The sequence below is a fragment of the Actinoplanes sp. NPDC024001 genome (genome assembly GCF_040638955.1).
Taxonomy (GTDB): domain Bacteria; phylum Actinomycetota; class Actinomycetes; order Mycobacteriales; family Micromonosporaceae; genus Actinoplanes.
In genome coordinates this window covers 1-22,633 of the sequence record NZ_JBEZZB010000165.1, presented here as the reverse complement: position 1 = coordinate 22,633, position 22,633 = coordinate 1, and the positions used below count along the sequence as shown (strand labels likewise).

At 71.2% G+C, this 22,633-nt stretch carries 20 protein-coding genes and 1 pseudogene; 14 read left to right on the top strand and 7 right to left on the bottom strand.

Features of this window, described 5'->3' with window-relative positions:
• Window positions 1-48: 48 nt before the first annotated feature.
• Window positions 49-1,770, bottom strand: coding sequence for a GTPase (locus AB0F81_RS41330; RefSeq protein WP_360207465.1), 1,722 nt, complete (start codon window positions 1,768-1,770; stop codon window positions 49-51).
• A 169-nt stretch (window positions 1,771-1,939) separates the two neighbouring features.
• On the opposite strand from AB0F81_RS41330, the gene AB0F81_RS41325 reads away from it, so the two are divergent.
• On the top strand, window positions 1,940-2,296 hold the full coding sequence (locus AB0F81_RS41325) for a DUF5655 domain-containing protein (protein ID WP_360207461.1): 357 nt from the start codon (window positions 1,940-1,942) through the stop codon (window positions 2,294-2,296).
• 7 nt (window positions 2,297-2,303) lie between these two features.
• On the opposite strand, the gene AB0F81_RS41320 is transcribed toward AB0F81_RS41325, so the two are convergent.
• Window positions 2,304-3,146 (bottom strand): molybdopterin-dependent oxidoreductase, encoded by an 843-nt coding sequence (locus AB0F81_RS41320; RefSeq protein ID WP_360207458.1) that lies wholly within the window; start codon window positions 3,144-3,146, stop codon window positions 2,304-2,306.
• A 67-nt stretch (window positions 3,147-3,213) separates the two neighbouring features.
• Here AB0F81_RS41320 and AB0F81_RS41315 point away from each other — a divergent pair, with 67 nt between their 5' ends.
• The 6 genes from AB0F81_RS41315 to AB0F81_RS41290 all read left to right on the top strand — a co-directional run bounded on the left by AB0F81_RS41315 (window position 3,214) and on the right by AB0F81_RS41290 (window position 9,470).
• A complete protein-coding gene (locus AB0F81_RS41315) occupies window positions 3,214-4,404 on the top strand; it encodes a glycosyltransferase 87 family protein (protein WP_360207455.1) in 1,191 nt (396 codons plus the stop codon).
• 385 nt (window positions 4,405-4,789) lie between these two features.
• Complete coding sequence (locus AB0F81_RS41310) at window positions 4,790-6,037, top strand: ABC transporter substrate-binding protein (protein WP_360207453.1); 1,248 nt, start codon at window positions 4,790-4,792, stop codon at window positions 6,035-6,037.
• A gap of 3 nt (window positions 6,038-6,040) precedes the next feature.
• Window positions 6,041-7,645 (top strand): ABC transporter permease, encoded by a 1,605-nt coding sequence (locus AB0F81_RS41305; protein ID WP_360207450.1) that lies wholly within the window; start codon window positions 6,041-6,043, stop codon window positions 7,643-7,645.
• Between the two features lie 111 nt (window positions 7,646-7,756).
• The gene (locus AB0F81_RS41300) at window positions 7,757-7,972 is read left to right on the top strand and encodes a hypothetical protein (RefSeq protein WP_360207447.1); all 216 of its coding nucleotides are present in this window, start codon (window positions 7,757-7,759) and stop codon (window positions 7,970-7,972) included.
• The gene (locus AB0F81_RS41295) at window positions 7,969-8,715 is read left to right on the top strand and encodes an ABC transporter ATP-binding protein (RefSeq protein WP_360207445.1); all 747 of its coding nucleotides are present in this window, start codon (window positions 7,969-7,971) and stop codon (window positions 8,713-8,715) included. Before AB0F81_RS41300 ends, AB0F81_RS41295 begins: the two co-directional genes overlap by 4 nt.
• Window positions 8,712-9,470: an ABC transporter ATP-binding protein gene (locus tag AB0F81_RS41290; RefSeq protein WP_360207443.1), complete on the top strand. Its 759-nt coding sequence runs from the start codon at window positions 8,712-8,714 to the stop codon at window positions 9,468-9,470. The genes AB0F81_RS41295 and AB0F81_RS41290 overlap by 4 nt, the downstream gene beginning before the upstream one ends.
• Here AB0F81_RS41290 and AB0F81_RS41285 read toward each other — a convergent pair.
• Entirely contained in the window at window positions 9,412-9,915 is a 504-nt protein-coding gene (locus tag AB0F81_RS41285; protein WP_360207440.1) for an RICIN domain-containing protein, read from the bottom strand. The genes AB0F81_RS41290 and AB0F81_RS41285 overlap by 59 nt on opposite strands.
• Before the next feature lie 367 nt (window positions 9,916-10,282).
• Here AB0F81_RS41285 and AB0F81_RS41280 point away from each other — a divergent pair, with 367 nt between their 5' ends.
• On the top strand, window positions 10,283-13,759 hold the full coding sequence (locus AB0F81_RS41280; RefSeq protein ID WP_360207437.1) for a hypothetical protein: 3,477 nt from the start codon (window positions 10,283-10,285) through the stop codon (window positions 13,757-13,759).
• Window positions 13,760-13,765: 6 nt separating this feature from the next.
• Here AB0F81_RS41280 and AB0F81_RS41275 read toward each other — a convergent pair whose 3' ends face one another.
• A complete protein-coding gene (locus tag AB0F81_RS41275) occupies window positions 13,766-14,530 on the bottom strand; it encodes a hypothetical protein (RefSeq protein ID WP_360207435.1) in 765 nt (254 codons plus the stop codon).
• Window positions 14,531-14,721: 191 nt separating this feature from the next.
• Between AB0F81_RS41275 and AB0F81_RS41270 the strand changes: the two genes are divergently transcribed.
• The 3 genes from AB0F81_RS41270 to AB0F81_RS41260 all read left to right on the top strand — a co-directional run bounded on the left by AB0F81_RS41270 (window position 14,722) and on the right by AB0F81_RS41260 (window position 16,479).
• Complete coding sequence (locus AB0F81_RS41270) at window positions 14,722-15,312, top strand: hypothetical protein (RefSeq protein ID WP_360207432.1); 591 nt, start codon at window positions 14,722-14,724, stop codon at window positions 15,310-15,312.
• Window positions 15,305-16,039 carry a DNA methyltransferase gene (locus AB0F81_RS41265; protein ID WP_360207430.1) on the top strand — a complete coding sequence of 245 codons (735 nt, stop codon included), beginning with the start codon at window positions 15,305-15,307 and terminating at the stop codon, window positions 16,037-16,039. Before AB0F81_RS41270 ends, AB0F81_RS41265 begins: the two co-directional genes overlap by 8 nt.
• Before the next feature lie 293 nt (window positions 16,040-16,332).
• Window positions 16,333-16,479: a hypothetical protein gene (locus AB0F81_RS41260; protein WP_360207428.1), complete on the top strand. Its 147-nt coding sequence runs from the start codon at window positions 16,333-16,335 to the stop codon at window positions 16,477-16,479.
• Between the two features lie 92 nt (window positions 16,480-16,571).
• On the opposite strand, the gene AB0F81_RS41255 is transcribed toward AB0F81_RS41260, so the two are convergent.
• Together AB0F81_RS41255 and AB0F81_RS41250 are read right to left on the bottom strand one after the other, a co-directional pair.
• Window positions 16,572-17,582 (bottom strand): zinc-dependent alcohol dehydrogenase, encoded by a 1,011-nt coding sequence (locus AB0F81_RS41255; protein ID WP_360207426.1) that lies wholly within the window; start codon window positions 17,580-17,582, stop codon window positions 16,572-16,574.
• A 138-nt stretch (window positions 17,583-17,720) separates the two neighbouring features.
• On the bottom strand, window positions 17,721-18,314 hold the full coding sequence (locus tag AB0F81_RS41250) for a CueP family metal-binding protein (protein ID WP_360207424.1): 594 nt from the start codon (window positions 18,312-18,314) through the stop codon (window positions 17,721-17,723).
• 362 nt (window positions 18,315-18,676) lie between these two features.
• Between AB0F81_RS41250 and AB0F81_RS41245 the strand changes: the two genes are divergently transcribed.
• Both AB0F81_RS41245 and AB0F81_RS41240 read left to right on the top strand, forming a co-directional pair.
• A complete protein-coding gene (locus AB0F81_RS41245; protein WP_360207421.1) occupies window positions 18,677-18,943 on the top strand; it encodes a hypothetical protein in 267 nt (88 codons plus the stop codon).
• Window positions 18,944-19,005: 62 nt separating this feature from the next.
• Window positions 19,006-19,536, top strand: coding sequence for a GAF domain-containing protein (locus AB0F81_RS41240; protein ID WP_360207418.1), 531 nt, complete (start codon window positions 19,006-19,008; stop codon window positions 19,534-19,536).
• 58 nt (window positions 19,537-19,594) lie between these two features.
• Here the strand turns inward: AB0F81_RS41240 and AB0F81_RS41235 are convergent, their stop codons facing one another.
• Window positions 19,595-22,168 (bottom strand): cation-transporting P-type ATPase, encoded by a 2,574-nt coding sequence (locus AB0F81_RS41235; RefSeq protein ID WP_360207415.1) that lies wholly within the window; start codon window positions 22,166-22,168, stop codon window positions 19,595-19,597.
• 244 nt (window positions 22,169-22,412) lie between these two features.
• Between AB0F81_RS41235 and AB0F81_RS41230 the strand changes: the two are divergent.
• Window positions 22,413-22,633 (top strand): annotated as a pseudogene (locus AB0F81_RS41230) (hypothetical protein); the annotation flags it as partial.

Here is a 22,633-nt window from a genome sequence, read left to right as displayed (position 1 = left end):
CCGGGTTAAGGCACTGCTCGGGCCTGGCGGCCCTCCCAGCGCGGGCCTTCACCCCCGGCCTGAAGGCCGGAGCACTGGCCCGCATTCCGGTAGCGCACGCCCGCCGCGTGCCGCAGCTCGGCCTGCCGGGCCCGCGAACCGGCGAGCAACGCGCGCAGGTCGGCAGTGGAACCAGCGGCCGATGAACCCGGCCGGGATGCCCGCCACCAGCGCGACCGGGGCCAGCGGGGTGACCAGGAGAACCGCGACGCCCACCGGACCGAACGTTCCGAGGGCGCGCTTGCCCAGCCCGCCCCGGCCGTCCGCCGCCGGTGCGGCCGCCCGGCGGGCCGGTTCGGCCAGCGTCACCCGGATCGCGCCGATGTGATCGCGCAGGTGCTCGGCGAACGCGGCGCCGACCCGCTCCAGCGTCGCGGCGACCGGCAAACCCTGCATCAGCCGTTCCTGCACGGTGTCCTCGTCGAGGCGGCGATAACCGTCCGTCACGTCCAGGACCAGCGCATCGATGTTGTCGGCGCCGATCCGGTCGAGAGCCGCGAACTCGGCGCCGATCAGGGCCCGCGCGTGGGTGACGGCTGAGCCGACGGCCGCAGCGGGCACGTCCTGCGCGGCGGCCTGCCGCAGATCCGTGAGCGCGGGACGGTCGCCGTGCGGCGCTCCGGTGATCGCCAGCAGTTTCGTGACGGCGCCGGTGACCTGCGCTGCCTGCTGCGCCAGCTGCGTGGCAAGGCCGTCGAACCCGGCGGCCAGCGCGGCCGTCTCCGTCCGCACGTGCTGCTGGAACGCCGCCATCCGCAGCTCCTCGGGCCGCTCCTCGATGGCGGCGGCCAGCAACTTCTCCAGCACCAGAAGGTTCGACCACTTCAGCAGCTGATCGATGCCGTATTTCTCGACGAGCATCTGCCGGGTCGGCGCGTCCTGCCCCCGGTACGGCTCGCACCGGGCGAACGCGGCCAGCTGCGCCTGCACCGCCACCACCGGCACCTCGCGCAGCCCCAACCGGGCCAGCTCGCCGCGGATCCGCTCGACCTGCGCGGCGACGTCGTCGGAATGCCCCCGCCGGTCCCATCGGGAACGGCAACCGGATTCGTACGGGCGGCGCCACATCGACGACTTGACGTTGAGAACCGCCACGGCCGGCTTGCGATACCGGATCACCCACTCGGCGAACTGGGCGAACTCGTTCTCGGTCTGGTTGACGTCGACGAAGCACATGAGCGCCAGGTCGGCGGCGACCAGCGCGGTCCGGGCGGTCTCGCGCAGCGACTCCACATCGGTGGTGCCGCCCCGGCCGTCGAGGCCGGGCAGGTCGGTGATGGCGCACCCCTCCCAGTTGTGCGCCTCGACCGTCCTGGTGTGGTTCATCGCCCCGAACGGCGAGATGCCGCTGCCGTCGCCCTTGCCGATCGCCGCCGCCAGCGTGCTCTTGCCCGCGCCGGAGTTGCCGAACAGGGCGAGCCGGATCTCCCGGTGTCCGCCGACGTTCTGGGTCAGCAGGACCTCGAGCCGCTCCGCGGTGCGCGCGCACCAGTCGCGGTAGGCGGTCGCCAGCGGCTCGGCGAGGGGCGCGGCCGAGGTCGTACCCTCGGCCTCGCTGCGAAATGACGCCGCGGTATCCCGCAGACGGTCATGGGTGGTCGCGACGAACTGCCGGGTCCGCTCGTGGGCGCGACGGCTCGCCTCGCTGAGGCTGCCGGCCGCGGGCCGCACCGGCGGGGACGCCGGTGTGGTGGGCCGGGAATCGGTGAACAGATCGAAGATGCTTCGCAAGCGCCGGGAGGCAGCGCTGGGATCCGGGGGATGATCCGGCATCCGCCACCTCCATCAGCAGCCGTCGCCGAGCCCAGTCTAGGGCGGAAGTGACGCTCGCCGATGTGATCGTCGAGGATTGAACCCGATCGGGCCTGCCCTTGCCGCTGTGGCGTGGAACCATGAACCCGTGGACACGCCGGAGCAGTTCTTCATGGGCTCACCCGACGGCTTGGCGCTCTACGAGGCAGTGGCCGACGCGATCTCGGCCATCGGCCCGGTCGAGGTGAGGGTCACCAAGAGCCAGATCGCGTTCCGCAGAGGCAAGGGGTTCGCCTATGTCTGGCGTCCCGGTCAGTACGTCGACAACGACGTGCCCATGGTCCTGTCGTTCGGCCTGCCGCAGGAACTGCACTCGCCGCGCTTCAAGGAAGTCGCGCACCCTGCCCCCAAGGTGTGGATGCACCACCTCGAGATACGCGACCGTAAGCAGCTCGACGCCGAGGTCCGCGGGTGGCTCGAAGCCGCCTACGAGAACGCCCGATAGGCGCCTTTCAGGACTGTGGGGTACGGCGACGGTGCAGGCTCCGCTCCGCCAGGTACGCGGTCGGGCCGATCGACAGCCGGTACGGCAGCCGCACCACCGGACTCGGCAGTCGCGGGTGCCGCTCTTCGAAGGCGACCCGAGCCCGCAGGTGTTCCTTCGACATGACCCGGGGCTGCTCAGCGCGGAAGTCGATGGCGATCAGGTGTTTGACGCTCTTGTGGCCGTACTGGCGGGGCGCCACCAGCCGCAGCGGAGCACCGTGCCGGTCGCCGAGGGCGGCACCGTTGAGCCGGGTCGCCAGCAGCACGTCGTCGGCGACGGCGTCCTCCCACGTGAACGCGGCCTTCCGCCGATCACCCGCCCGGGCCACCAGGTACGGCGCGGGCGCCTCGGACATCCCCACCGAGGCGAGGACCTCGCGCAGCGGAACACCGGTCCAGATCAGCCCGGTCACCGACCACGTCGTGACGCAGTGGAAATCGGCCGGGTGGTCGCGCGGCCCGAGCGCCTCGAGATCAGCCGCGGTCACCACGGCGACCAGCTCACCCTCGTTCCTGATCTCCAGCCGGGGTTCGATCGGCATGGCGGGCGGAGGAAGGTGGGGCAGGTCGGTGAACCGGGGCATCACCGTCAGGAGGCGCTGGCCCGGCGGCAGCCCACCGGCACGCCGCGGCCAATAGCGCATCATGCGGTAACCCTTCAGCTGACGGTGCCGACCCACGTCGGCGGTTGGACAGTACAACGCCGGCTCGCGGACCCGAGCACCCAGCGACCCGGCAGCCGCAGCGACCCCGGCCGCGGCGACGAACCGCACCCGGCAGACCCCGCGGGGGAGCAGGACACGGTTCATTACCATGCAGGATCATGAAAACCTGCCTGGCGGACGCGCAGCTCTCAGCCCGCGGGCTCGGACGCCGGTGAGGCAGCCGAGCACGCTGAGCAGGTTCGGTCCGGTCCTGGCCGTGATCGTGGCGGTCGCCGCCGCGGCCGGGGTGGCCGACTGGTGGGACGCGCCCGCCCGGCTGAGCGTCCACGGCGGCTTCGTCGACCTCTACGCCTACCGGCACGGTGGCCGGCTGGTGCTCGACGGTCTGCCGCTCTACGGCTCGCGTGACCCGCAGACCAATCTGCGGTTCACCTATCCGCCGTTCGCGGCGGTGCTGCTGGCGCCGCTGGCGCTGGTGCCCAGCTGGCTCGCCGCGGCGTTGTGGACCGCGGTCTCGGTGGCCGCGCTGGCAGGCGTCATCCTGGTCGCGAGCCGCGCGCTCGGCCGCACCGTCTCGGGCTGGCAGGTCGCCCTGCTGACCGTCGGCGCGCTCGCTCTGGAACCGGTCTGGCAGAACCTCACCTTCGCCCAGATCAACCTGGTGCTGATGCTGGCGGTGCTGGTCGACCTGGCCCAGCCGCATCGGCGCTGGTCCGGCGTGCTGGTGGGGATCGCGGCCGGGGTGAAGCTCACCCCGCTGCTGTTCGTCGTGTTCCTGGTGCTGGTCGGCCGCCGGATGGCGGCGGGACGGGCGGTGCTGGCCTTCGCCGCCACCGTCGTCATCGGGCTCGCCGTGCTGCCCGGCTCCGCGAAGGCGTACTGGACCCACAACCTCATCAAGGCGGGCCGGGTCGGCCCGCCGGAGAACTCCCACAACCAGTCGGTCTTCGGCGCGCTCACCCGGCTGCTGGACGCTGCGCCCCCGAGGCTGCTGTGGCTCGCGGTCGCCGGGCCGATCGCGGTGGCCGTCGTGGTCCTCGGCGCCCTGTGGTGGCGCCGCGGTGACCGGGTGCTCGGCACCGGCCTGGCCGCGCTGGCGATGCTGCTCGCCTCCCCGGTCTCCTGGTCGCACCACTGGGTGTGGGCCGCGCCGATCGGGCTGGCGCTGTGGGAACGCAGCCGGTGGGCGTGTGCCGTGTGGATCACGGTGTTCGTCGCCCGCCCGTTGGCGTGGCCGCCGTGGGGCGAGAAACGCGAATACCAGTGGGGCCCGCTGGATCATCTCCCCGGCAACGCCTACCTGCTTGCCGCCCTCACCCTCGCCGTCTGGGCGGCGTTGCAGCTCACCCGCCGGGCCGAACCCCGGCCGGAGTTGGTCCCGGCGGGTTCGCCGCGCTCCTGAGAGGGCTGCGGCCGGCGGTCGCGCGGGGGAGCGCTGCCCGGTCGGCGATTTGTTAACCCGGAGTCGCATCGCCTGGTGATACTTCGGAGCGGTGTGGCGTCTGATCGACTGGCGAGAATTGGGGCGTTTGCGGTGCTAAAGCGTGGCGCGGAGAACCGCTGCGCAGCGCAGGCCTTCCCAATAAGTTAATCCGGAATTACAGTCCACACAGGCACTGCGAAGGCCGCCCGCAGCCCGGTCGCGGCCGCTCGACCTCGCGCTCCTTCCGGTACCGCCGGCCGGCCACGACCCGGCGCGGCGGTGCGCCGTCCTGGGCACGTGCTGGACGGTCCGCACCTCGGCAAGCCATCACGGCGACCATCGCTACGCGAAGAACGAGGAAGCCATGCACATAAAACGGTTCGTTCCCCGTACGCTGACCGCGCTTTTGATCTTCTCCGCGGCCACTGCCGGCTGTGCCGGCGAGTCGGCCTCGACCAGCACCGACGCCGCCGCGTCCACCCTGACGAAGTCACCGATCCTGATCGGGTTCCTCAACCCGACCGGCGGGCCGGTCCCGCAGCCCGGCGCCGACACCGGGGCCAAGGCGGCGACGTCCTACCTCAACGGTGAGTTCGGCGGCATCCACGGCCATCCGATCGAGATCGTCTCCTGTGACACCGACACGACGCCGGAGAAGGCGCAGTCCTGCGCCAACATGTTCGTCGAGAAGAAGGTGGTGGCCGTCGTGGACGGCTACAACCTGTCGTCGAGCGCGGCCCTGCCGGCGCTGACCGCCGCGCAGATCCCGCTCGTCGGCATGATCCCCTACGACTCGGTGACCGGCGCCAAGGCGGAGAACCGGGTGTTCTTCGCGGCGCCGCAGGCCTCGTTCCTGGTCGGGGCGCTGCAGGCCTTCCAGAGCGAGGGCAAGAAGTCGGTCACCCTCGCCCTGGTCGACACCCCGTCGTCGCACCAGACCATCGACAACCTGCTGCCGGCGCTGGCGAAAGCCCTCGGCATCGACGCCAAGGGCATCTACTACTCGCCCACGAACCCCAACCTCACCGCCGTGGCCTCCGCCATCGCCCAGGACAACCCGGATGTGGGCGGGCTGGTCGCGGCGCCCAGCGAGGCGGTCTGCACCGCGCTGGTCAAGTCGCTGCGGCAACTGCGGTACCAGGGTGAGATCTTCACCGCCGCGTGCACCGACTACATCAAGGGCGCCCCGGAGCAGGCCGCCGGCGGCGCGCTGTACTCGTCGAACTGGCTGCCCGCCGCGGCCACGTACGCACCGCCGCAGACGCAGGCCGAACTGGCCCTGGCGCAGAAGTACATCTCCGCGGTCCCGAACGGCGTACCCGGGTACTACGCCATCGGCGAGTTCTCGCTGTTCGTGACGTTTGCCAAGGCCATGTCGGCGGCGACCGAGGCGGACCTGACCGGTCCGGGCGTGCTCAAGACCCTCAAGGGGCTCAAGGACTTCCCGAGCTTCCTCGGCCCGAAGATCACCTGCGGCAGCGCCACCTCACCGAACTGCACCACCCAGATGCTGCTGTTCAGCGTGCAGCCGGACGGCACCACCAAACCCGTCACCGACACCTGGATCACCCCCGCCCCGCAGGTCCTCTCGGCCATCCCCGGAGCGGTCTGACCCGTGGGCGCCGATCAACTCCTGCTGTTTCTCACCCTCGGCTTCGCCGGCGGAGCGGTCTACGCCGTGATCGCGGCGTCCATCGTGTCCCTGCACGCCGCCACCGGAGTCCTCAACTTCGCCCAGGGCTCGGTGGCCCTGTGGGGCGTATGGGTGGTCGCCGAACTGAGGGAGAGCGGCACGCTCGTCCTGCCCGTCGGCGCGGTCGCGCTCAGCGCGCAACCGCTGCCGGCGTGGCCGGCCGTCGCGCTCGGCGTGCTGAACGCGGCCGCCCTGGCGCTGGCCGCGCACTGGCTGGTGTTCCGGCCGTTACGCACGGCGCCACCGCTGGCCCAGGTGGTGGCCTCGGTCGGACTGATGCTGGCGATCGCCTCCCTGGTGCCGTTGCGGTTCTCCACCGAAGGAGTGCTCGCGCCCGCACTGCTCACCGACCGGACGGTCACGGTGGCCGGCGCGGTCGTCAACGTCAGCGACCTGATCCTGCTCGCGACGGCACTGCTCGTGGCGGCAGCGCTCGCGGCCTACTTCCGGTTCACCCGATGGGGCGTGGCGACCCGGGCCGCCGCCGAGGACGAACTGGCGGCACGACTGACCGGGCTGTCACCCGACCGGCTGGCCGGCTTCATGTGGCTGCTCACCGGCGCGGCCACCGCGCTGGTCGCCATCCTGGCCGCGCCGACCGTCGGCCTCGACCCGATCGGCTACATGTTCTACGTCCTTCCCGGACTCGCCGCCGCCCTGCTCGCCCGGCTCACCTCGATCATGACCGCCTGGGCGGCCGGCGTCGCCATCGGCGTGCTCCAGTCGATCCTGCTGCTGCTCAGCACCACCGACGGCTGGCCGGTCTGGGCGCAGGCCGGGCTCGGCGACGCGGTGCCGTTCGTCATCGTGGTCTTCGCGCTGGTCGTGCTGGGCCGGCGCATCCCGGCCCGCGGCGCGCTCGGCACCGTACGCATGCCGCCCGTCGCACTGCCCGCGCGGCCGTGGCCGGCAGCCGCGCTGCTGGTCAGCGCCGCCACCCTGGCCATCGCGCTGACCTCGGGCAGCTGGCGCTTCGGCGTCGTCACCTCGATCATCATGGCGCTCATCGCCCTGTCCCTGGTCGTGCTCACCGGATACCTCGGACAGATCTCGCTCGCCTCGATGGCGTTCGCCGGCAGCGGCGGCTTCATCCTGTCGCGCGCCACGATGAACTGGGACGTGCCGTTCCCGCTGTCGATCATCGTCTCGGCCGGCGCCGCGACACTCGTCGGCGTGCTCGTCGGACTGCCCGCGCTACGCGTCCGCGGCGCCCAGCTGGCGGTGGTCACCCTGGCCGGCGCCGTCGCCGTGCAGCAACTCGCCTTCGCCAACCCGGCACTCACCCCGTTCGAGGGCAACCTCATCGACGGGCCCAGCCTGTTCGGCTGGGACCTGACCGTACGCAGCGGCACCGACCTGACCACCTCGGCGTTCGCCGCGACCGTCGTCGTCATCGTCGGCGTGCTCGCCATGGTTGTCGTCCGGTTCCTGGCCGGCTCCACCGGCCAATCATTTCTGGCGGTGCGATCCAACGAACGGGCCGCCGCCAGCGCCGGCATCAACGTGGCCCACGTCAAGATCGCCTGATTCGCCCTGTCGGCGTTCCTCGCCGGCGTCGGCGGCTGCCTGATCGGCTACAGCCGCTCCCAGCTGTCGGCCGAATCGTTCAACGTCATCGTCGGGCTCAGCGTGCTGTGCATGGCCTACGTCGGCGGGATCACCCGGATCAGCGGGGCACTCATCGCCGGGCTGATCGCCCCGCTCGGCGTGCTCTACACCCTGCTCAACACCACACTCGGCCTCGGCCGCTACTACACCCTGATCGCCGCCTGCGCCCTGGTCCTGACCGCGGTGCTCAACCCCGCCGGCCTCGCCGGCGGCTTCTCTCACCGCCACCGGAAGGTCGCGACATGAGCCCACTGCTGGCCACCGAGAACCTGACCGTCCGGTACGGCGGCGTCCTCGCGAACACCGACATCACCCTGCACGTCGACGCCGGCGAAGTCGTCGGGCTGATCGGCCCCAACGGCGCCGGCAAGACCACCTTCGTCGACGCCGTCACCGGGTTCACCGCGGCCACCGGCACGGTCACCGTCGCCGGGCGGCGCGTCGACCGGCTGGCACCGCACGAACGGCGCCGCGCCGGGCTGGCCCGCACCTGGCAGGCCGGTGAGCTGTTCACCGACCTGACGGTGCGGCAGAACGTCGCGGTCGCCTCCGGCCGCGGGCCGCTGCGCACCATGGTCAACGACCTCATCGGCCGCCGCGACCCCGGCCACGACACGGACACGGTGCTTTCGACGCTCGGGTTGGCATCGGTCGCGGACCGCCGGCCCGGCGAGCTGAGCCTCGGCCGGCAGAAGATCGTCGGCGTGGCCCGGGCGCTGGCCGGCGCCACCCGGGTGATCCTGCTCGACGAACCGGCCGCCGGGCTGGACACCGACGAGAGCGCCGAGTTCGGCGGCCACGTCCGCGCGATCGCCGCGTCCGGGCCGGCCGTGCTGCTCATCGACCACGACATGACCCTGGTCGCCGGCGTCTGCGACCGGGTGTACGTGCTGGACTACGGGGCCGTCATCGCCTCCGGAACACCGGCCGAGGTGCTCGCCGACCCGGCCGTGCGGACCGCGTACCTCGGATCGGAGCTCGTCGGATGACCGAGGTCCTCACGCTGCAGGCGGTCACGGCCGGCTACACCGGCATCCCGGCCGTGCGTGACCTCAACCTGAGCGTCGCGTCCGGCGAGGTCGTGGCGATGCTCGGACCCAACGGCGCGGGCAAGACCACCACCCTGCTGACCGCGGCCGGTGTCATCACGCCGATCTCCGGCACCGTCACCGCGTTCGGCCGGCCGCTGCACCAGCGGCTCGAGCACAACGCGCGGGCCGGGCTGGTCCTGGTGCCCGACAACCGGGGCCTGTTCCACACCCTTTCGGTACGGGAGAACCTCGCCCTCGCCCGTGGCAGCGTCGACCACGCGCTGGAGCTGTTCCCCGCGCTGAAGGAGCTGATGCCCCGCCGGTGCGGTCAGCTGTCCGGCGGTGAACAGCAGATGCTGGCCATCGCCAAAGCGCTGGTGCGCCGGCCGAAGGTGCTGCTCATCGACGAGATGAGCATGGGACTGGCGCCGGTCGCGGTGCAGGCGCTGCTGCCGACCATCCGGGCGCTGGCCGACGACTGGGGTGTCGGGGTGCTGCTCGTCGAGCAGCACATCGACCTGGCCCTGTCCATCGCCGACCGTGCCGTCGTGCTGCATCACGGGCGGGCGGTGCTCACCGGGCCGGCCGATGAGCTGCGCGCCGACCGGCATGCGGTCGCCGAGGCCTACTTCGGCACGTCCACGACGCCTGCACTTACCACGGAACAACCTCCCACCGCTGGTTCGCCAGGCCGTCGCAGGGAGCCTGCATAGCGGTCGTGCCAGGAAGGGTGCTCGCCCCGTTTATGCCGAGGCAGAGTCCGCTGTTGCGGTTCTTCAACTCGTAGAGATTGCCGTGTGAAATGACCTGCCAGTCCTGGTTGTAGGCACCGCTCGGCCTGGCCAGGATCGCGGTTCGGAAGGGCTGTGTGCTACCCAGGTCGATGCCGATGTTCTTGAGCCCGAGATTGGACATGATGCTGCGGTAGTTGCCGTCCACCACCCACTGCCACTCCTGCATGCCGCCGGCCTGCGGGCGTTCCTGAGTGATCCAGGCGCCGGCGCTGAAACCGTCTGGCTCCAGGTAGAGCTTCGACTTGTAGTTCTTGAGGGCGAAAATCAGCGGCGCCGCCTGCGCGGAGCCGGGCCCCGCCACGATTGCCAGACAGGTGGCGATCATCGTCAGGATCAGCGCAGCAGATGTCGTTCGTCTATGCATGATCGGCACATCCTTCCCCCGTTGCCAACGACCGTTATAACACCGATGTCGATGCGTGGCGAAGGTTGCTATCGGTCTCAAGGAAATGCTCGCTGACCATTCTCGGTCAGAGCGAAAAGGGGTCTTACATGTCGGCCGGGCTTGTCGGACTCAAGACAATCCTTTGGGTGCATCTTGTTGATGACATTCGTCGGGCGAAGAGTCGGCAAGACGGGGCGGCGACAACGTCAACAGGGCGGGTGCGGGTGCGCCGGGAAGGTGAGGATGCGAAGTGCACGCCGTACCTCTGACTGTGGAATCAGCCGATCAGGATCTGCCGGCACGCAGAGCGCGGATTCTCCGCGCGTGGGGCCGCAACCTGCGGGAGGTGCCACGAACCGACGCGCCGCTGGGTCAGCCGGCGCCGTGGAACATCGACAGCCCGGCCGCGCTGCGCCAGATCGCCGCCGGCATGGCGTTGCTGAGCGACAAGTCCGGCGTGTTCTCCGGGCCGGACTGGGCACTGTTCAGCGGGATCGCGCCGACCGAGCCGCTCGCCGCGCACCAGCTGGCGTTCCGGACCTGGGTGGAGGCCTACTTCGCGAAGGTCTATCCGTACACCGAGCCGGGCACGGACGGACCGGGCAAGCCGCTGGCGATTCCGGGCGACGACGACAGCGACCAGGGTGACTACGACTTCCCGCTGCGCGACATCATCGCGATCATTCACATCTTCGTCGACGAGCCGAGTGTGCTGAGCAACGAGATGATCCGCTCGCTGCTCGGCCAGGGGCAGATCAAATTCGTCGACATCGGCCCGACCTCCGGAACAGCCGAGGGTGACGTCCCGTACTCCGGTCAGGATCTCGAGGAATGGCTCGGCGCCGGGCCGGGCGGCCGGCACTACTTCATCGAGAAGCTGCTGTCCCCCTCGTTCCCGGTGGACCTCTTCATCCCGGACCCCACCGTCAAGATGGCCGCTCCCGAGACCGAGAATCATCAGCTGGCCATCTACGCGTGGCGGTTCCTGGTCAACGAGTACCTGACCTTCGTGTCCCTGCTGCAACCGGGCCACCACCGCTATGACCCCTGCCTGCAGGCATTGGTGGGCAACAATCCCGGCCGCTACCACAACGGGCCGGCCATCTTCGACTGGGTGCTGCAGTTGCTCGGGCGGGTCGTGCACTCAGGCATGTTCGAGACCAACGCCAAGCCGTACGGCGCGTACTCGATCACCCCGATCCTCGCGTTCTTCCAGGCGGCCGACCGGCTTTTCCCGACCGATGCCGAGCGGCACAAGGTGAAGACCGCGGCCCGCAACGCGCTGGACTACCTGGCCGCCGAGTTCGCCTTCCAGTCGCTGCACGGCAAGCGCATGATGCCGTTGCGGCGCAACGTGGACCACCGCGACAAGGTGAGCTTCTACGAGTCGGACTATCTGCCGCACCTTTTCGGTGTGCTGACCGGCGCGTACGTCTTCGACGACGACGAGGTGAACGGACCGTTCGTGTATTCGCGTATCGGTCAGGAGGGCGGATTCGCGCTGTGGGCCCTGCTGTCGGGATACCGGGTGCCGCGCGGCATCCACGATTTCATGCTGAACAAGCACGGCGGCTACTTCACCCGGATCCAGACCCGGTACTCCACGTCCAGTTACGAAATGGACATCACCCTGGGCACCGGCGGTCCCGGTCCGATCGGAGGTGCTCCCACGCCACGCTTCTGCCGGCCACGGTACTTCCAGGGCTACGCCGAGGACCCGGGCGGCTACGACGTGGTCGGGCCTGGGGACTTCGCCCCGGTGACTCAGTTCGCTTTCACTACGCGCCAATACCTGAACAGCGCGGGCGGCCACAACCGGCGGTACTACTTCGACTTCGAGATACCGAAGGCGGTCGTCGACGCGATCCTGCTCGCCGTGACCGGAGTTCCGTTCATTCCGGGGATCCGCGACATCCTCACCGACTTCATCAACGACAAGATTCGCGGGACGGACGTGTACAAGAAGCTGCGGGGCAGCGACGTGTACAGCCGGCCGACCACGCTCATCGGGCGCGGCAACCCGCAGTTCGTGGTGACCGGCGACGATCCGTCGGTGGTGGAGCGGGCCGACGCTTTCGAGCGGGAACTACCGACGATGCGCGGCCAGGACGAGTTCTTCTCCAGCAAGAACCTGACGGTGTACAAGAGCCTGGCCGTCGGCTACACCTTCAACCCGGACGACAGCCGCCACCAGATGTTTCCGCAACGGTATCCGGCCGCGTGGAACGACCTGGTCCGGGAGAAGTTCAGCATCCACCGGGCCGACTTCTGGATCTTCGACTTCCGCCTCGAACCCGACCATCCGCTGTCCGGCCACTACTGGATCGTGTCGCGGTTCGCGAAAAGCGTGGACCTCGGGCAGTTCCGCGAATACGGCCGCGGACTGTGGGAGGTGGTCCCGGGCTACCGGTTCCCGAACCCGGCCGCGCTGCGAGCCCGGATCGAGCAGCTCAACCCGGAGCATCACTTCGACGACAACGAGGCGAACAACTACCGCTACCGGATGGCCACGACGGGGGAGACCATCGTCATCCACAACCGGTTCGGTTCGACCGCGACCGAGCAGGCGTTCTTCCAGATGCTCAACGCGGACGGATTCCCGGTCCCGATCAACCGGCACAGCGCCAACAACGCCCGCCTCGAAGAACTGCGCGAGCTGCCGCTGATGGATGTCTGGCAGGTGGACCGGGACTATGAGTTCACCGGCCGCAAGTACGCGTACGCCGACGGCCACGGCCGGGTGGTCGTCAACAATCCATTCGTCGGCGAGAACCTCACCATCGACGCGGCCGACTACCGCTTCCCGGCGCGTTCGGTCAGCGACACCAACCTCACCGTGTTCGCGCTGCCACCGCTGCCGAACACCGCGGGCCAGGTGCCGGCCGTGAGCGCGCTGGCGACCAGCGGCGAACTGCTGTTCGCCACCCAGTACTACCTCCCCGAGGGCGCCACACAATCGTCGCAGCCGGGCGAACTGGTGATGCTCAACCGGGCGGATCTGAGCATCCGCCGCAAAGTCACGGTCGGCCGCTCACCGCACGCGATCGCGGTGCACGAATCCTCCGGAATGACCTACGTGCTCAACTACGAGGACATCTCGCTGTCCATCGTGGAAGGCCACAACTTCACCCTCGCCCACACCATGACGTTTCCCGGCTTCGCGCTCATCGAGGTGGCGGTCAGCCAGAAACACCACCGCGTCTACATCACCCAACCGGGCCAGAAACGGCTGATCGTCGTCGACGGCGCGACCCGCACGCAGCTGCCGGACCTGGCGAACCTCCCGGTGACCGGCCCGGTCGTCATCGACCAGGAAACCGACCGGATGTACGTGAGCGTGACCAACCCGAACCCGAAGCGCCAGGACATCGTCGAGTTCGAGATCACCGCCGACGGGCAGCACGAGCTTCGCCGCGTCACCGTGGACAACCAGGTATCCCGGCCGGCCAAGCTCGCCCTCGACCAGGAGCGGCTCTACGTCCTGAACTCCGGCGCGCTGGCCGGCACACCACCGAACACGCCGCCGGGCCAGAAGGTGACCATCATCGACCGGCAGAGTCACTCCGAGGTGCGCCAGTTCCCGCTGATCACCGGCGGCGGGCTCGGCATCGGCGCCAGCGGCAGCCAGGGCATCCTGGTCATCGCGACGATCAGCAACTTCCAGGTGCTCGACTCCCAGTCCGGCGCGGTGCTGCGCACGTACCCCGTGACCCCTCAACCCAAGGGAGCGGTCGCCGTGGTCGAGGCGAGCGGCGAGTACTACTTCGGCGGCGGGAGGAGCGACAAACTCCACGGCACCCTGACCGTCCCGATGGGCTTCTGACGTCGGTCATGCCGAGGGACACGGCACGAGCGGCACCCGGTCGACATCTCCGGCGCGGATGGCGGCGGCGAGCCGGCGCTCCGCCCTGCGCCGCCAGGCGCCGGCAACCGCAACGCTGATCGCCAACCTGTCGGCGACGGTGGCCAGATCGACGTTCTCCAGTCGGGTGCAGGAGATCAGCAGGTGCTCGTCGGGGCTGATGACGGCCGCGGCCACGGCCCGGGCGAGCACCCAGTCCGGGTGATCCCACGGCTGCCGCGGCGCCAGCGACCACGACCCGGGCACGCGTACCGTCTCGATCCGGGCCTCCCGGTCCCGCGCCTGCTTCACGGCCCGCACTCCCGCGTCGATCAGCTTGCCGGCGATGCGCGGCTCGCGCAGATCGATGCCGCGCAACCGTTCGAGGAAGCCGGCCAGCAGTTCGCTGTCGCGGTCACCCGAGTCGCCGCTCCAGCCCCGGCTGAGCCGGCCCGCCGCGCGGCGCAGCCCCGGCAACGCGATGCCGACGGCGACCACGACCCACCCGGGTCCGTCGCGGCGTGCCCGGACGACCAGCTCGCGCCACACCTCGTCCCGGGTCGCCCGGGACGTCGCGTCCGAGGTGAGCAGGTTCCTCAGCTCGCCGAGCGGCAACACCCGCTCCGGCAGGCCGGCGAACGCGCGAGCATCGAACGTCAGCGGCCGCGGCGGGCAGGTGAGCAGGTCGAACGCCCGCTGCGCCGCGTCGAGGGGAGTCGACGGCCAAGGTCGAGCGGATCCCGGGGTTCTCATGATGTGGCTGCTCCTCAGACCAGGTGGCGATGTCCGCCCAGCCACGCACGCCGACCGAACCGGTTGACCAACACGCCGGGTTGAGCCGCAGCCCGTTGGGTGACTGATCCGCAGGGTTGTCACCCGGGGTGACCGGTTGGGCCATGCGTGGGCGTGAACACGGTCCGTCCGGCGCGGAAGCCGACCCGCGTATGACAGAAGAGCAACAGCAACCCGCACCGCGCCGGGACACCACCGGCACCCCGCCGATCCCGATCCCGGTCTGGCGCATCAACGACACCCACAGCACTCCGCCCCACGAACTGTCCCCGCGGACGGCAGGGCTGATCATCGGCTGGTACACCAGCCCCGGTGACACGGTGGTGTCGCTCGGCCACGACCCGGCCCTCGCCGGCGCCGCCGGTGCGGGCGGACGCACCTACCGCCGGCTGCGAGCGCCTGACGACCTTCGCCGGGTGCAGCACCTCAGGGGCACGGTCACCCTGATCGTGGTGTCCTGGCCGCCTCACTCGCAGCCGGGCGGGCGGAGCCGCGAACACCTCGTCGCGATGTTCTCCCAGTGCCGGGAACTGATGAACCGGGACGGCTGCACCATCGTCACCATCGCCGAGACCGGGACCGGGACGTACGCGCAGCACACCCCGTCGCTGCTGCCCGCCGCCGGACGCGCCGGCCTGCAGTGGCTGCGCCACATCGTGGCGCAGCCGGAGGGCTCGCCGGACGAGGGCCCCGTGCACCTGGACGTCCTCGTCTTCGCCGTAGCCCGGAGCCGTCATGGCTGAGCCGCGAGAGACGCTCCTGATCTACCGGCGCAGTCTCGCCGCGCAGCGCCGCGGCCGCTACGTCGCCGGCTCCAGCGCCCACCCCGACCGGATGGCACCGGACCTGGCCGGCCTGCTCATCCGCGACTACACCCAACCCGGCGACCTGATCCTCGACCCGTTCGCCGGCATCGGCACCACCCTGGTCGAGGCCATCGACGCCGGCCGCGACGCGCTGGGCGTCGAACACGACCCCGGCTGGGTCGCCCTGTCGCGCGCCAACATCGCCGCCGCACGCCGCCGCGGCGCCACCGGCCGCGGCCGGATCGTGCGCGGCGACGCCACCCGGCTGCTCGCCTGCGTGCCACCCGCACTCCGGGGCCGCATCACCCTGATCCTCACCGCGGCACCCTCCGGCCGCACCATGCCGCGCCGAAGACGGTCGCGCAGCGACACGGCCATCTCGCACGTCGACGTGGCCGACGGCCTCACCGCCACCCTCACCTCGTGCACGCGGCTCCTCAAACCCGGTGGACTGATCGTCCTCGTGTCCCGGCCGAACCAGCACGACGACACCCGCGTCGGCGCCCACCTGACCGTTGTCGACCGGCGGCGCGCCGCCCACGCGGTCCTGCGCGACGGCTGCCTCCTGCCGCCGCACGGCACACCACCCGGCAGCCCCATCCGGTACGACGACATCACGGTCCTGACACCGGCGCGGGCCGCGGTTGCCGGCCGCCACGGGTGAGGTCACGGTCGCGGGCCGCAGGACAGGCCGAACGGCCCATCATCGCCGGCCGGCGGCTGCCGATGAGGACGGCAACAATCGCGCTGGTTGTGGCCGAAGGAGGCGACATCATGGTGCAGGCGACTTCACCGAAACAACGTCCAGGGCAGGACGGCCCCGCCGGCGGCTCGCGGGGAAGCTTCCGGGTCGGGGCCAGTCACGACGCCCCGGCACGGACGGCGTCCACATCGCTCCCGGCCGGCGGCACGAGGCTCCCGCCGATCGAGTGGTCACGAGCCGACTACCGCAAGATCATGCTCACTGATCTGCTGGGCACCGGAAAGAGTGTCGTGCTGGCGATGCTCATGTTCGCCGGGTTGACCGCCGCCGGGGTGGCTGCCGCGCTGCTCGTGGCGACCCTGCTCAACGCCCTCGGCTTCGACCCGTCGTCGATGTACTGACCCACGGCGGGACGGCCGGAGGCCCCGGGCGGTGGGGGGAACCGCCCGGGGCCTCCAGATGCGGGCGCGATCTCGTCGGCCCTGGGGGAAGGTCAGGGAATCATGACGAGACGCGCCGGGACGCGGCCGTTGAGCACCTCGTCGACGGCCTCGTTGATCTGCTCGAGCGGCCGGGTCTCGTAGAAGACGCGGGTGCGGCCGGCGGCGTGCAGCCGGAACACCTCGGCCAGGTCGGCGCGAGTGCCCACGATCGAGCCGATCACCCGGATGCCCTTGAGCACGGTCTGGAAGATCGGCAGGGACATCGCGTTGTCCTTGGGCAGCGACACCAGGATCAGCCGGCCGCCGCGGCGCAGCGACGCGTGTGCCTGCTCGAGGACCTTCGGGTCGGCGGCGAGCACCACCGCGACGTCGGCGCCGCCGAGCGCCTCGATCGCGGCGACCGGATCGGTCGTGGCGGCGTTGACCGTGTGCGCCGCCCCGAGCTGCTTGGCCAGGGCCAGCTTCGGCTCGGTGACGTCGACCGCGATGGTCTCACCGCCGTAGATCTGCGCGTACTGCTGGGCCAGGTGCCCCAGCCCGCCGATACCGAAGATCGCCACCCGGTCGCCCGGCGTCACCCCACCGACCTTGACCGCCTTGTACGTGGTCACACCGGCGCACGTGAGCGGCGCCGCCTCAGCCGGGTCGATGCCCGACGGCACCGCGACCGCGTAACGGGCGTCGGCGATCAGATACTCGGCATGCCCACCGTCGAGGGCGTACCCGGTGTTGAGCTGCCCATCGCACAGCGTCTCCCAGCCGCTGACGCAGTATCCACACGTGCCGCAGGCATAGCCGAGCCAGGGAACCGCGACCCGGTCGCCGACACGGTGCTCGGTGACGGCCGGCCCGGCCTTCTCCACGATGCCGACACCCTCGTGGCCCGGCACGAACGGCGGCGCCGGCTTGACCGGCCAGTCGCCGCGGGCGGCGTGGATGTCCGTGTGGCACAGGCCGCTGGCCTCGATGCGAACGCGGATCTGATGCTCACCCGGCTCCGGAACCGGCACCTCCCGGACCGACAGCGGCTCGCTGAAACTGGTGACGACGGCTGCGCGCATGACGTGCCCCTCCTGGATCGCTTCCCCTCCAGCGTCGGTCCGGGCGCGCGGCCCCGGCAGAGCCTTTGGTCCCGTCAGGACCGGGACCGCTGTCGCGTCGCATAGCCGGACGCGTACCCCGCGTTGATCGTGGAGGCTCTAGACGAGCTGGACGGTGGTCAGGCAGGTCGGCGCGTCCTGGCCGGTGGTGATCCTCGTCCGCCCGGTCTTGCCGGCGTAGGTGACCTGCAGCGTGCCCTCGATGTCGCGGGGCAGCCAGAAACCGGCGAACCCGTTGTCGAAGGTCGTCCGCGCACCGTCGACCAGCACCTTGTCGTGCGTCTCATCCACGATCCTCACCTGGAGCTCGGCCGTGGCGAGCTCGCCCTTGCAGGTGGTGAGGGAGTGGTGGAAGCACTCGTGCGTCCGGTCCACGAAAGGCGCCACCGACAGGTAGAAGCGGTCGCCGGGGATGGCGAGCGGATACTCCTCGACGCCGCTGGAGAGAACCAGTTCACTCGGGCGCACAGAGGCCTTCAGCCCGGCCGGACGCTGATCGACGCTCAGCCGGTCGAGGTGGTCGATCACCTCCACGGCGCTCCTGCCGGCCAGGCCGTGGGCGGTCAGCAACGCTTCGGCTCGGCCCGCCGCCGCAGACGTCGCGGTGGCGGGCTCGGTGACCGGCTCGTCGCTCGTCGCGCAACCGGTCAGCAGCAGTGCACACAGCGCCCCGGCAGCCAGGAGTCCTCGCATGGCCCTGCCCTCGTCTCGATCGTCGCAACCGTGGACCGGCTCACGAGCCCGGCATCTACGTGCTCACGATGCCCGATCCCGCGAGGCGGCATTCAGAGCCGAAGGCCCCGAACGCCGGCCGGCGGTCACATCTTCTATCAGCGCTGCATCGAAGGCCCTCGGCGAGACCCCCGGTGGGAGCCCTTTCGGCGAGTGAACCATCTGACTTCTTCCGGTTCCGGATGTTTCGCCGGCGGACCACTCTGCGATTGCCCGGCCGCGCCGATGAGCGGGGGTGTGAACGTAGTCGAGGCCAGACCGTAGCCGGTGCAGCCGCCCCGGCTCCACCTGCCGACTCACTACCCGTACAGGAGCCCCGAACGATGTCGACCATCCCCGGCCACAACCTCGAACAACCAACCCCCGCATCACTGACCACCGCGCTCAGCGCCCAGCTCGGCACCGATACCGCCCGCACCCTGGTCGAACTCACCATCAAGAAGCTGCGCCTGTCGCGGCCCTACACCACCGACGACCTGATCGCGATGACCGACGACCTGATGGCTCTCGGCGACGTCCTGCGGGTCACCGCCCGCTCCGAGAAGATCCGCGCGGTGACCTACCGGGCCCTCAACCAGACCATCGGATGACCAGGCGGGCCTGCCACACCGATGTCGCCACCGCTTCAGCCCGCGCAGCGCGGGAGCCGACCATGCCGGAGACCCACATGACCCCCACCGACCAGCACCACCTCTCCCTGGCCTCCGCCGAACGCACGCGCGTGCTGGCCAGCATCGACTTCGACAACCCGAACCTGCGCAGCACACTCGATCGCATCACCACGCGCACCGCCGCCCGCACCGGCCTACCGATCAGCATGGCCACCCTGGTGTTCAGCACCTCGCAGATGGCCGTCGGCTCCACCGGCCTCGACGACACCTGGATGGCGGCCGCCGAGGGCACCCCCGTCGAATGGTCGTTCTGCGCCAACACGATCACCACCGGCCGCCCCTACGTCATCCCCGACGCCCCGCACTCCGAACAGGCCGGCAACCCCTTGGTCACGCAGGACGGCATCGCCAGCTACGCCGGTGTCCCCGTCACCGTCGGCGGCCAGATCGTCGGCGCCCACTGCATCCTCGGCACCGAGCCCCACCAGTTCACCCCCGGCCACCTCGCCGAACTGAACACCGCGGCCCAGGAGATCGCCGCGGTGCTGCAGGAGTTCAGCGACCTCGACTGAAGGATCGTCACGCCGGCCAGCGAGAAGGTGGTCCAGGACCGTGCCGGCAGACTCGTTCTCAGCGCCACCGGGCGGCGACCCGCAGCACGACACCCGGCAGCGCCGCGACAGCGACACAGAGCAGCATCGTCGCGCCGCTCAGCGGCTCGGTGCCCAGCAGAGCGCGCAGCGGCCCGGCCACCACACCGGCCACCTGCAGCAGGACACAGACCGCCACCGCGGCCGGCAGCGCGTGGTTGCGGGCGGCACCGGGCGCGGCCTTCGCCCGCACGGCCAGGGCCACCCCGAGCTGGGCGAGCCCGAGCACCAGGAACATCACCGACTGCCACGGCAGGCCCCGCTGGGCGGCCACCACCCCGGCGGCGAGCGTCACCGCGGCCACCAGGCCGGCCCCGGCCAGGATGCCGCGCAACAGTCCCGCGCCGAGCACCGACTCCTGCGGCGAGCGCGGCGGCCGACGCAGCACGTCCTCCTCGGCCGGTTCGGCGCCCAGCGCGACGCCCGGCACCCCGTGGGTGAGCAGGTTGATCCAGAGCAGCTGGGCCGGCAGCAGGGCCAGCGGCATGCCCAGCAGCGGGCCGGCCAGCATCACGATCAGCTCGGCCACCCCGCCGGACAGCCCGTACCGCAGGAAGCGGCGGATGTTGTCGTAGATGCGGCGGCCCTCGCCGATGGCGTCGGCCACGGTGCCCAGGTTGTCGTCGACCAGCACCAGCTCGGCGGCCTGCCGGGCGACCTCGGTGCCGCTGCCCATGGCGACGCCGATGTCGGCGCGGCGCAGCGCCGGGGCGTCGTTCACCCCGTCCCCGGTCATCGCGACGACCTCACCCTGCTTCTGCAGGGCGGCGATGATGTCCAGTTTCTGCTCCGGCTGCGTGCGGGCGTACACCCGGGTGTGCTCGATGTCGGTTGCGGTGAGCGCGCCGGTGTCGCCGCGGGCGACGTCGTCGCCCGGGCGCAGGATGCCGAGCCGGCGTCCGACGGCGGTCGCGGTCCCCGGGTGGTCACCCGTGATCAGAAGCAGCCGTACGCCGGAGCGCTCGAACGCGGCGGCGGTGTCGCGGGCGGTCGCTCGCAACGGGTCGCCGATCCCGACCAGCCCGGCGGCGCGCAATGGTGGCGGAGCCGCCGGGTCCGGTCGTGCGGTGACCGTCGCTGTGGCGACCGCCAGCACCCGCAGCCCGTCGGCGGCCAGCTCCGCTGCCGCCGCGAGCAGTGCCGCGTCGACCGCCGGATCGAGTACGGTCTCCGGCGCGCCCTTGCACACCACCAGGTGCGCGCCGGACGGCAGCCGGTGCACCGTGGTCATCCGGCGCCGGCCCTGCTCGAACGGCTGCTCCGCGACCCGGGGAGCGGCCGCCCGTTCGGCGTCCGGGTCGAGGCCGCAGCGGGCCGCGAAGGTGAGCAGCGCGGCCTCCATCGGATCGCCGGCTGCCGCCCATCCGGTGCGGTCGCGGTCCGGTGGCAGCAGGCTTGCGTCGTTGCACAGCACCCCGGCGCGGGCCAGCGCCCGCAGCGGCTCGCCACCCGCACCGGCGACCGTGCCGGTGGGGTTGTAGCCGCTTCCGGACACGGTGCAGCGGGCGCCGTCCGCGGTGACCGCCTGCTGCACCGCCATCCGGTTCTCGGTGAGCGTCCCGGTCTTGTCGGAGGCGATCACGGTGACCGAGCCGAGCGTCTCCACGGCGTGCAACCGGCGCGGGATCGCCCGGGTCCGGGCCATCCGCCGGGCGCCCAGCGCCAGAGCGAGCGTCACGACGGCCGGCAGGCTCTCCGGCACCGCGGCGACCACCAGGCTCACCGCGGTGATCGCCATCCGGACCACCGGCTGCCCGGACAGCACCCCGGCGGCGAAGACCAGCGACGACACCACGACCGCGGTCACGCCGAGGATCCGGCCGAGGGCGGAGATGCGCCGCTGCAACGGGGTCGGGCCGGGACGGGTCCGCGCCACCAGATCGGAGATGCGGCCAAGGGCGCTGGCCGATCCGGTCGCCAGCACGGTGCCGGCCGCCCGGCCACCGGCCAGCACGGTCCCGGCGCCCGCGGTCTCGGTCACCTCGCGGTGCACCGGCACCGACTCGCCGGTCAGCGCGGACTCGTCGAACGTGGCCCGTTGCGCCTCGTCCAGCACCAGGTCGGCGGGCACCACGTCGCCGGCTTCCAGCCGGACATGGTCGCCGCGGACCAGCTCCGCGGCCGGCACGATCTGGTCGCGGCCGTCGCGGACCACCCGCGCGAGCGGGGCGGCGAGCCGGTCGAGAGCGGCGATCGCGGCGTCCGCCCGCACCTCCTGAACCACGCCGATCACCGTGTTGACGCACACCACCAGCAGGATGATCAGGGTGTCCGGCAGGTCGCCGAGCGCGGCGGTCACCGCCCCGGCTGCCATCAGCAGCGCCACCAGCGGATCGGCCAGTTGCCGGCCGACCCGCCCGGCGATGCCGCGCCGCGGTGGCGCGGCCACCACATTGGGACCGTCCTCGGCGAGCCGTGCGGCCGCCTGGTCGCTGGACAGGCCCCGCACCGCGGGGCCCGCCGCCTCGACGGGGCTCATCATCACCGCTGCCCTTCCCGGCCGGGCCGGCCGGTCGAGTGACATGACGGCGCCCACCTGCCGGATCGTGCTCACCGGGACGGTTCCCGTCTTGACGACGGTGGGTCTGACGGCGCGACGGCCGTCCTCTGGTCTACCGGCGGCCGGTGCGCTGTGACGTCCGGCGGTGGGTGCCTGAGGAAAGCGTCGCTCGCGCCGCGCGAGCCGCCCAGGGCCGTAGGTCCCGATCCACCGCGGCAACCCTCGAAGGCCCAACGGACCCCGGGCAGGTGCCGGCCGGCCGTGCCGGGAACCGCGCTGTCCGGCCTAGCGTGCGGTTATGCGTACCGTCGGAACGGTCGAGGAGAAGCTGCCCGTCGTGGTCGGCGTCGATGACGTGCCGGGCGGGCTGCAGGTGGTCGATGTCGCCGCGGTCGAGGCCGCGTACCGGGGTGTGCCGCTGCAGATCCTGCATGCCTGGCCCGGCCGGTACGGCGGCCCGCCGCGCCGGCGCTCCGCCCGCCCGGACCCGGCCGGCGGCCGCCACCTGCTGGACCTGGC

Bases quoted from the DNA above. Each gene is read 5' to 3' on its own strand.
- AB0F81_RS41320 (WP_360207458.1), bottom strand. From the start codon at position 3,146: ATGAACCGTGTCCTGCTCCCCCGCGGGGTCTGCCGGGTGCGGTTCGTC.
- AB0F81_RS41310 (WP_360207453.1), top strand. From the start codon at position 4,790: ATGCACATAAAACGGTTCGTTCCCCGTACGCTGACCGCGCTTTTGATC.
- AB0F81_RS41300 (WP_360207447.1), top strand. From the start codon at position 7,757: ATGGCCTACGTCGGCGGGATCACCCGGATCAGCGGGGCACTCATCGCC.
- AB0F81_RS41295 (WP_360207445.1), top strand. From the start codon at position 7,969: ATGAGCCCACTGCTGGCCACCGAGAACCTGACCGTCCGGTACGGCGGC.
- AB0F81_RS41290 (WP_360207443.1), top strand. From the start codon at position 8,712: ATGACCGAGGTCCTCACGCTGCAGGCGGTCACGGCCGGCTACACCGGC.
- AB0F81_RS41285 (WP_360207440.1), bottom strand. From the start codon at position 9,915: ATGCATAGACGAACGACATCTGCTGCGCTGATCCTGACGATGATCGCC.
- AB0F81_RS41275 (WP_360207435.1), bottom strand. From the start codon at position 14,530: ATGAGAACCCCGGGATCCGCTCGACCTTGGCCGTCGACTCCCCTCGAC.
- AB0F81_RS41270 (WP_360207432.1), top strand. From the start codon at position 14,722: ATGACAGAAGAGCAACAGCAACCCGCACCGCGCCGGGACACCACCGGC.
- AB0F81_RS41265 (WP_360207430.1), top strand. From the start codon at position 15,305: ATGGCTGAGCCGCGAGAGACGCTCCTGATCTACCGGCGCAGTCTCGCC.
- AB0F81_RS41260 (WP_360207428.1), top strand. From the start codon at position 16,333: ATGCTCACTGATCTGCTGGGCACCGGAAAGAGTGTCGTGCTGGCGATG.
- AB0F81_RS41255 (WP_360207426.1), bottom strand. From the start codon at position 17,582: ATGCGCGCAGCCGTCGTCACCAGTTTCAGCGAGCCGCTGTCGGTCCGG.
- AB0F81_RS41250 (WP_360207424.1), bottom strand. From the start codon at position 18,314: ATGCGAGGACTCCTGGCTGCCGGGGCGCTGTGTGCACTGCTGCTGACC.
- AB0F81_RS41245 (WP_360207421.1), top strand. From the start codon at position 18,677: ATGTCGACCATCCCCGGCCACAACCTCGAACAACCAACCCCCGCATCA.
- AB0F81_RS41240 (WP_360207418.1), top strand. From the start codon at position 19,006: ATGCCGGAGACCCACATGACCCCCACCGACCAGCACCACCTCTCCCTG.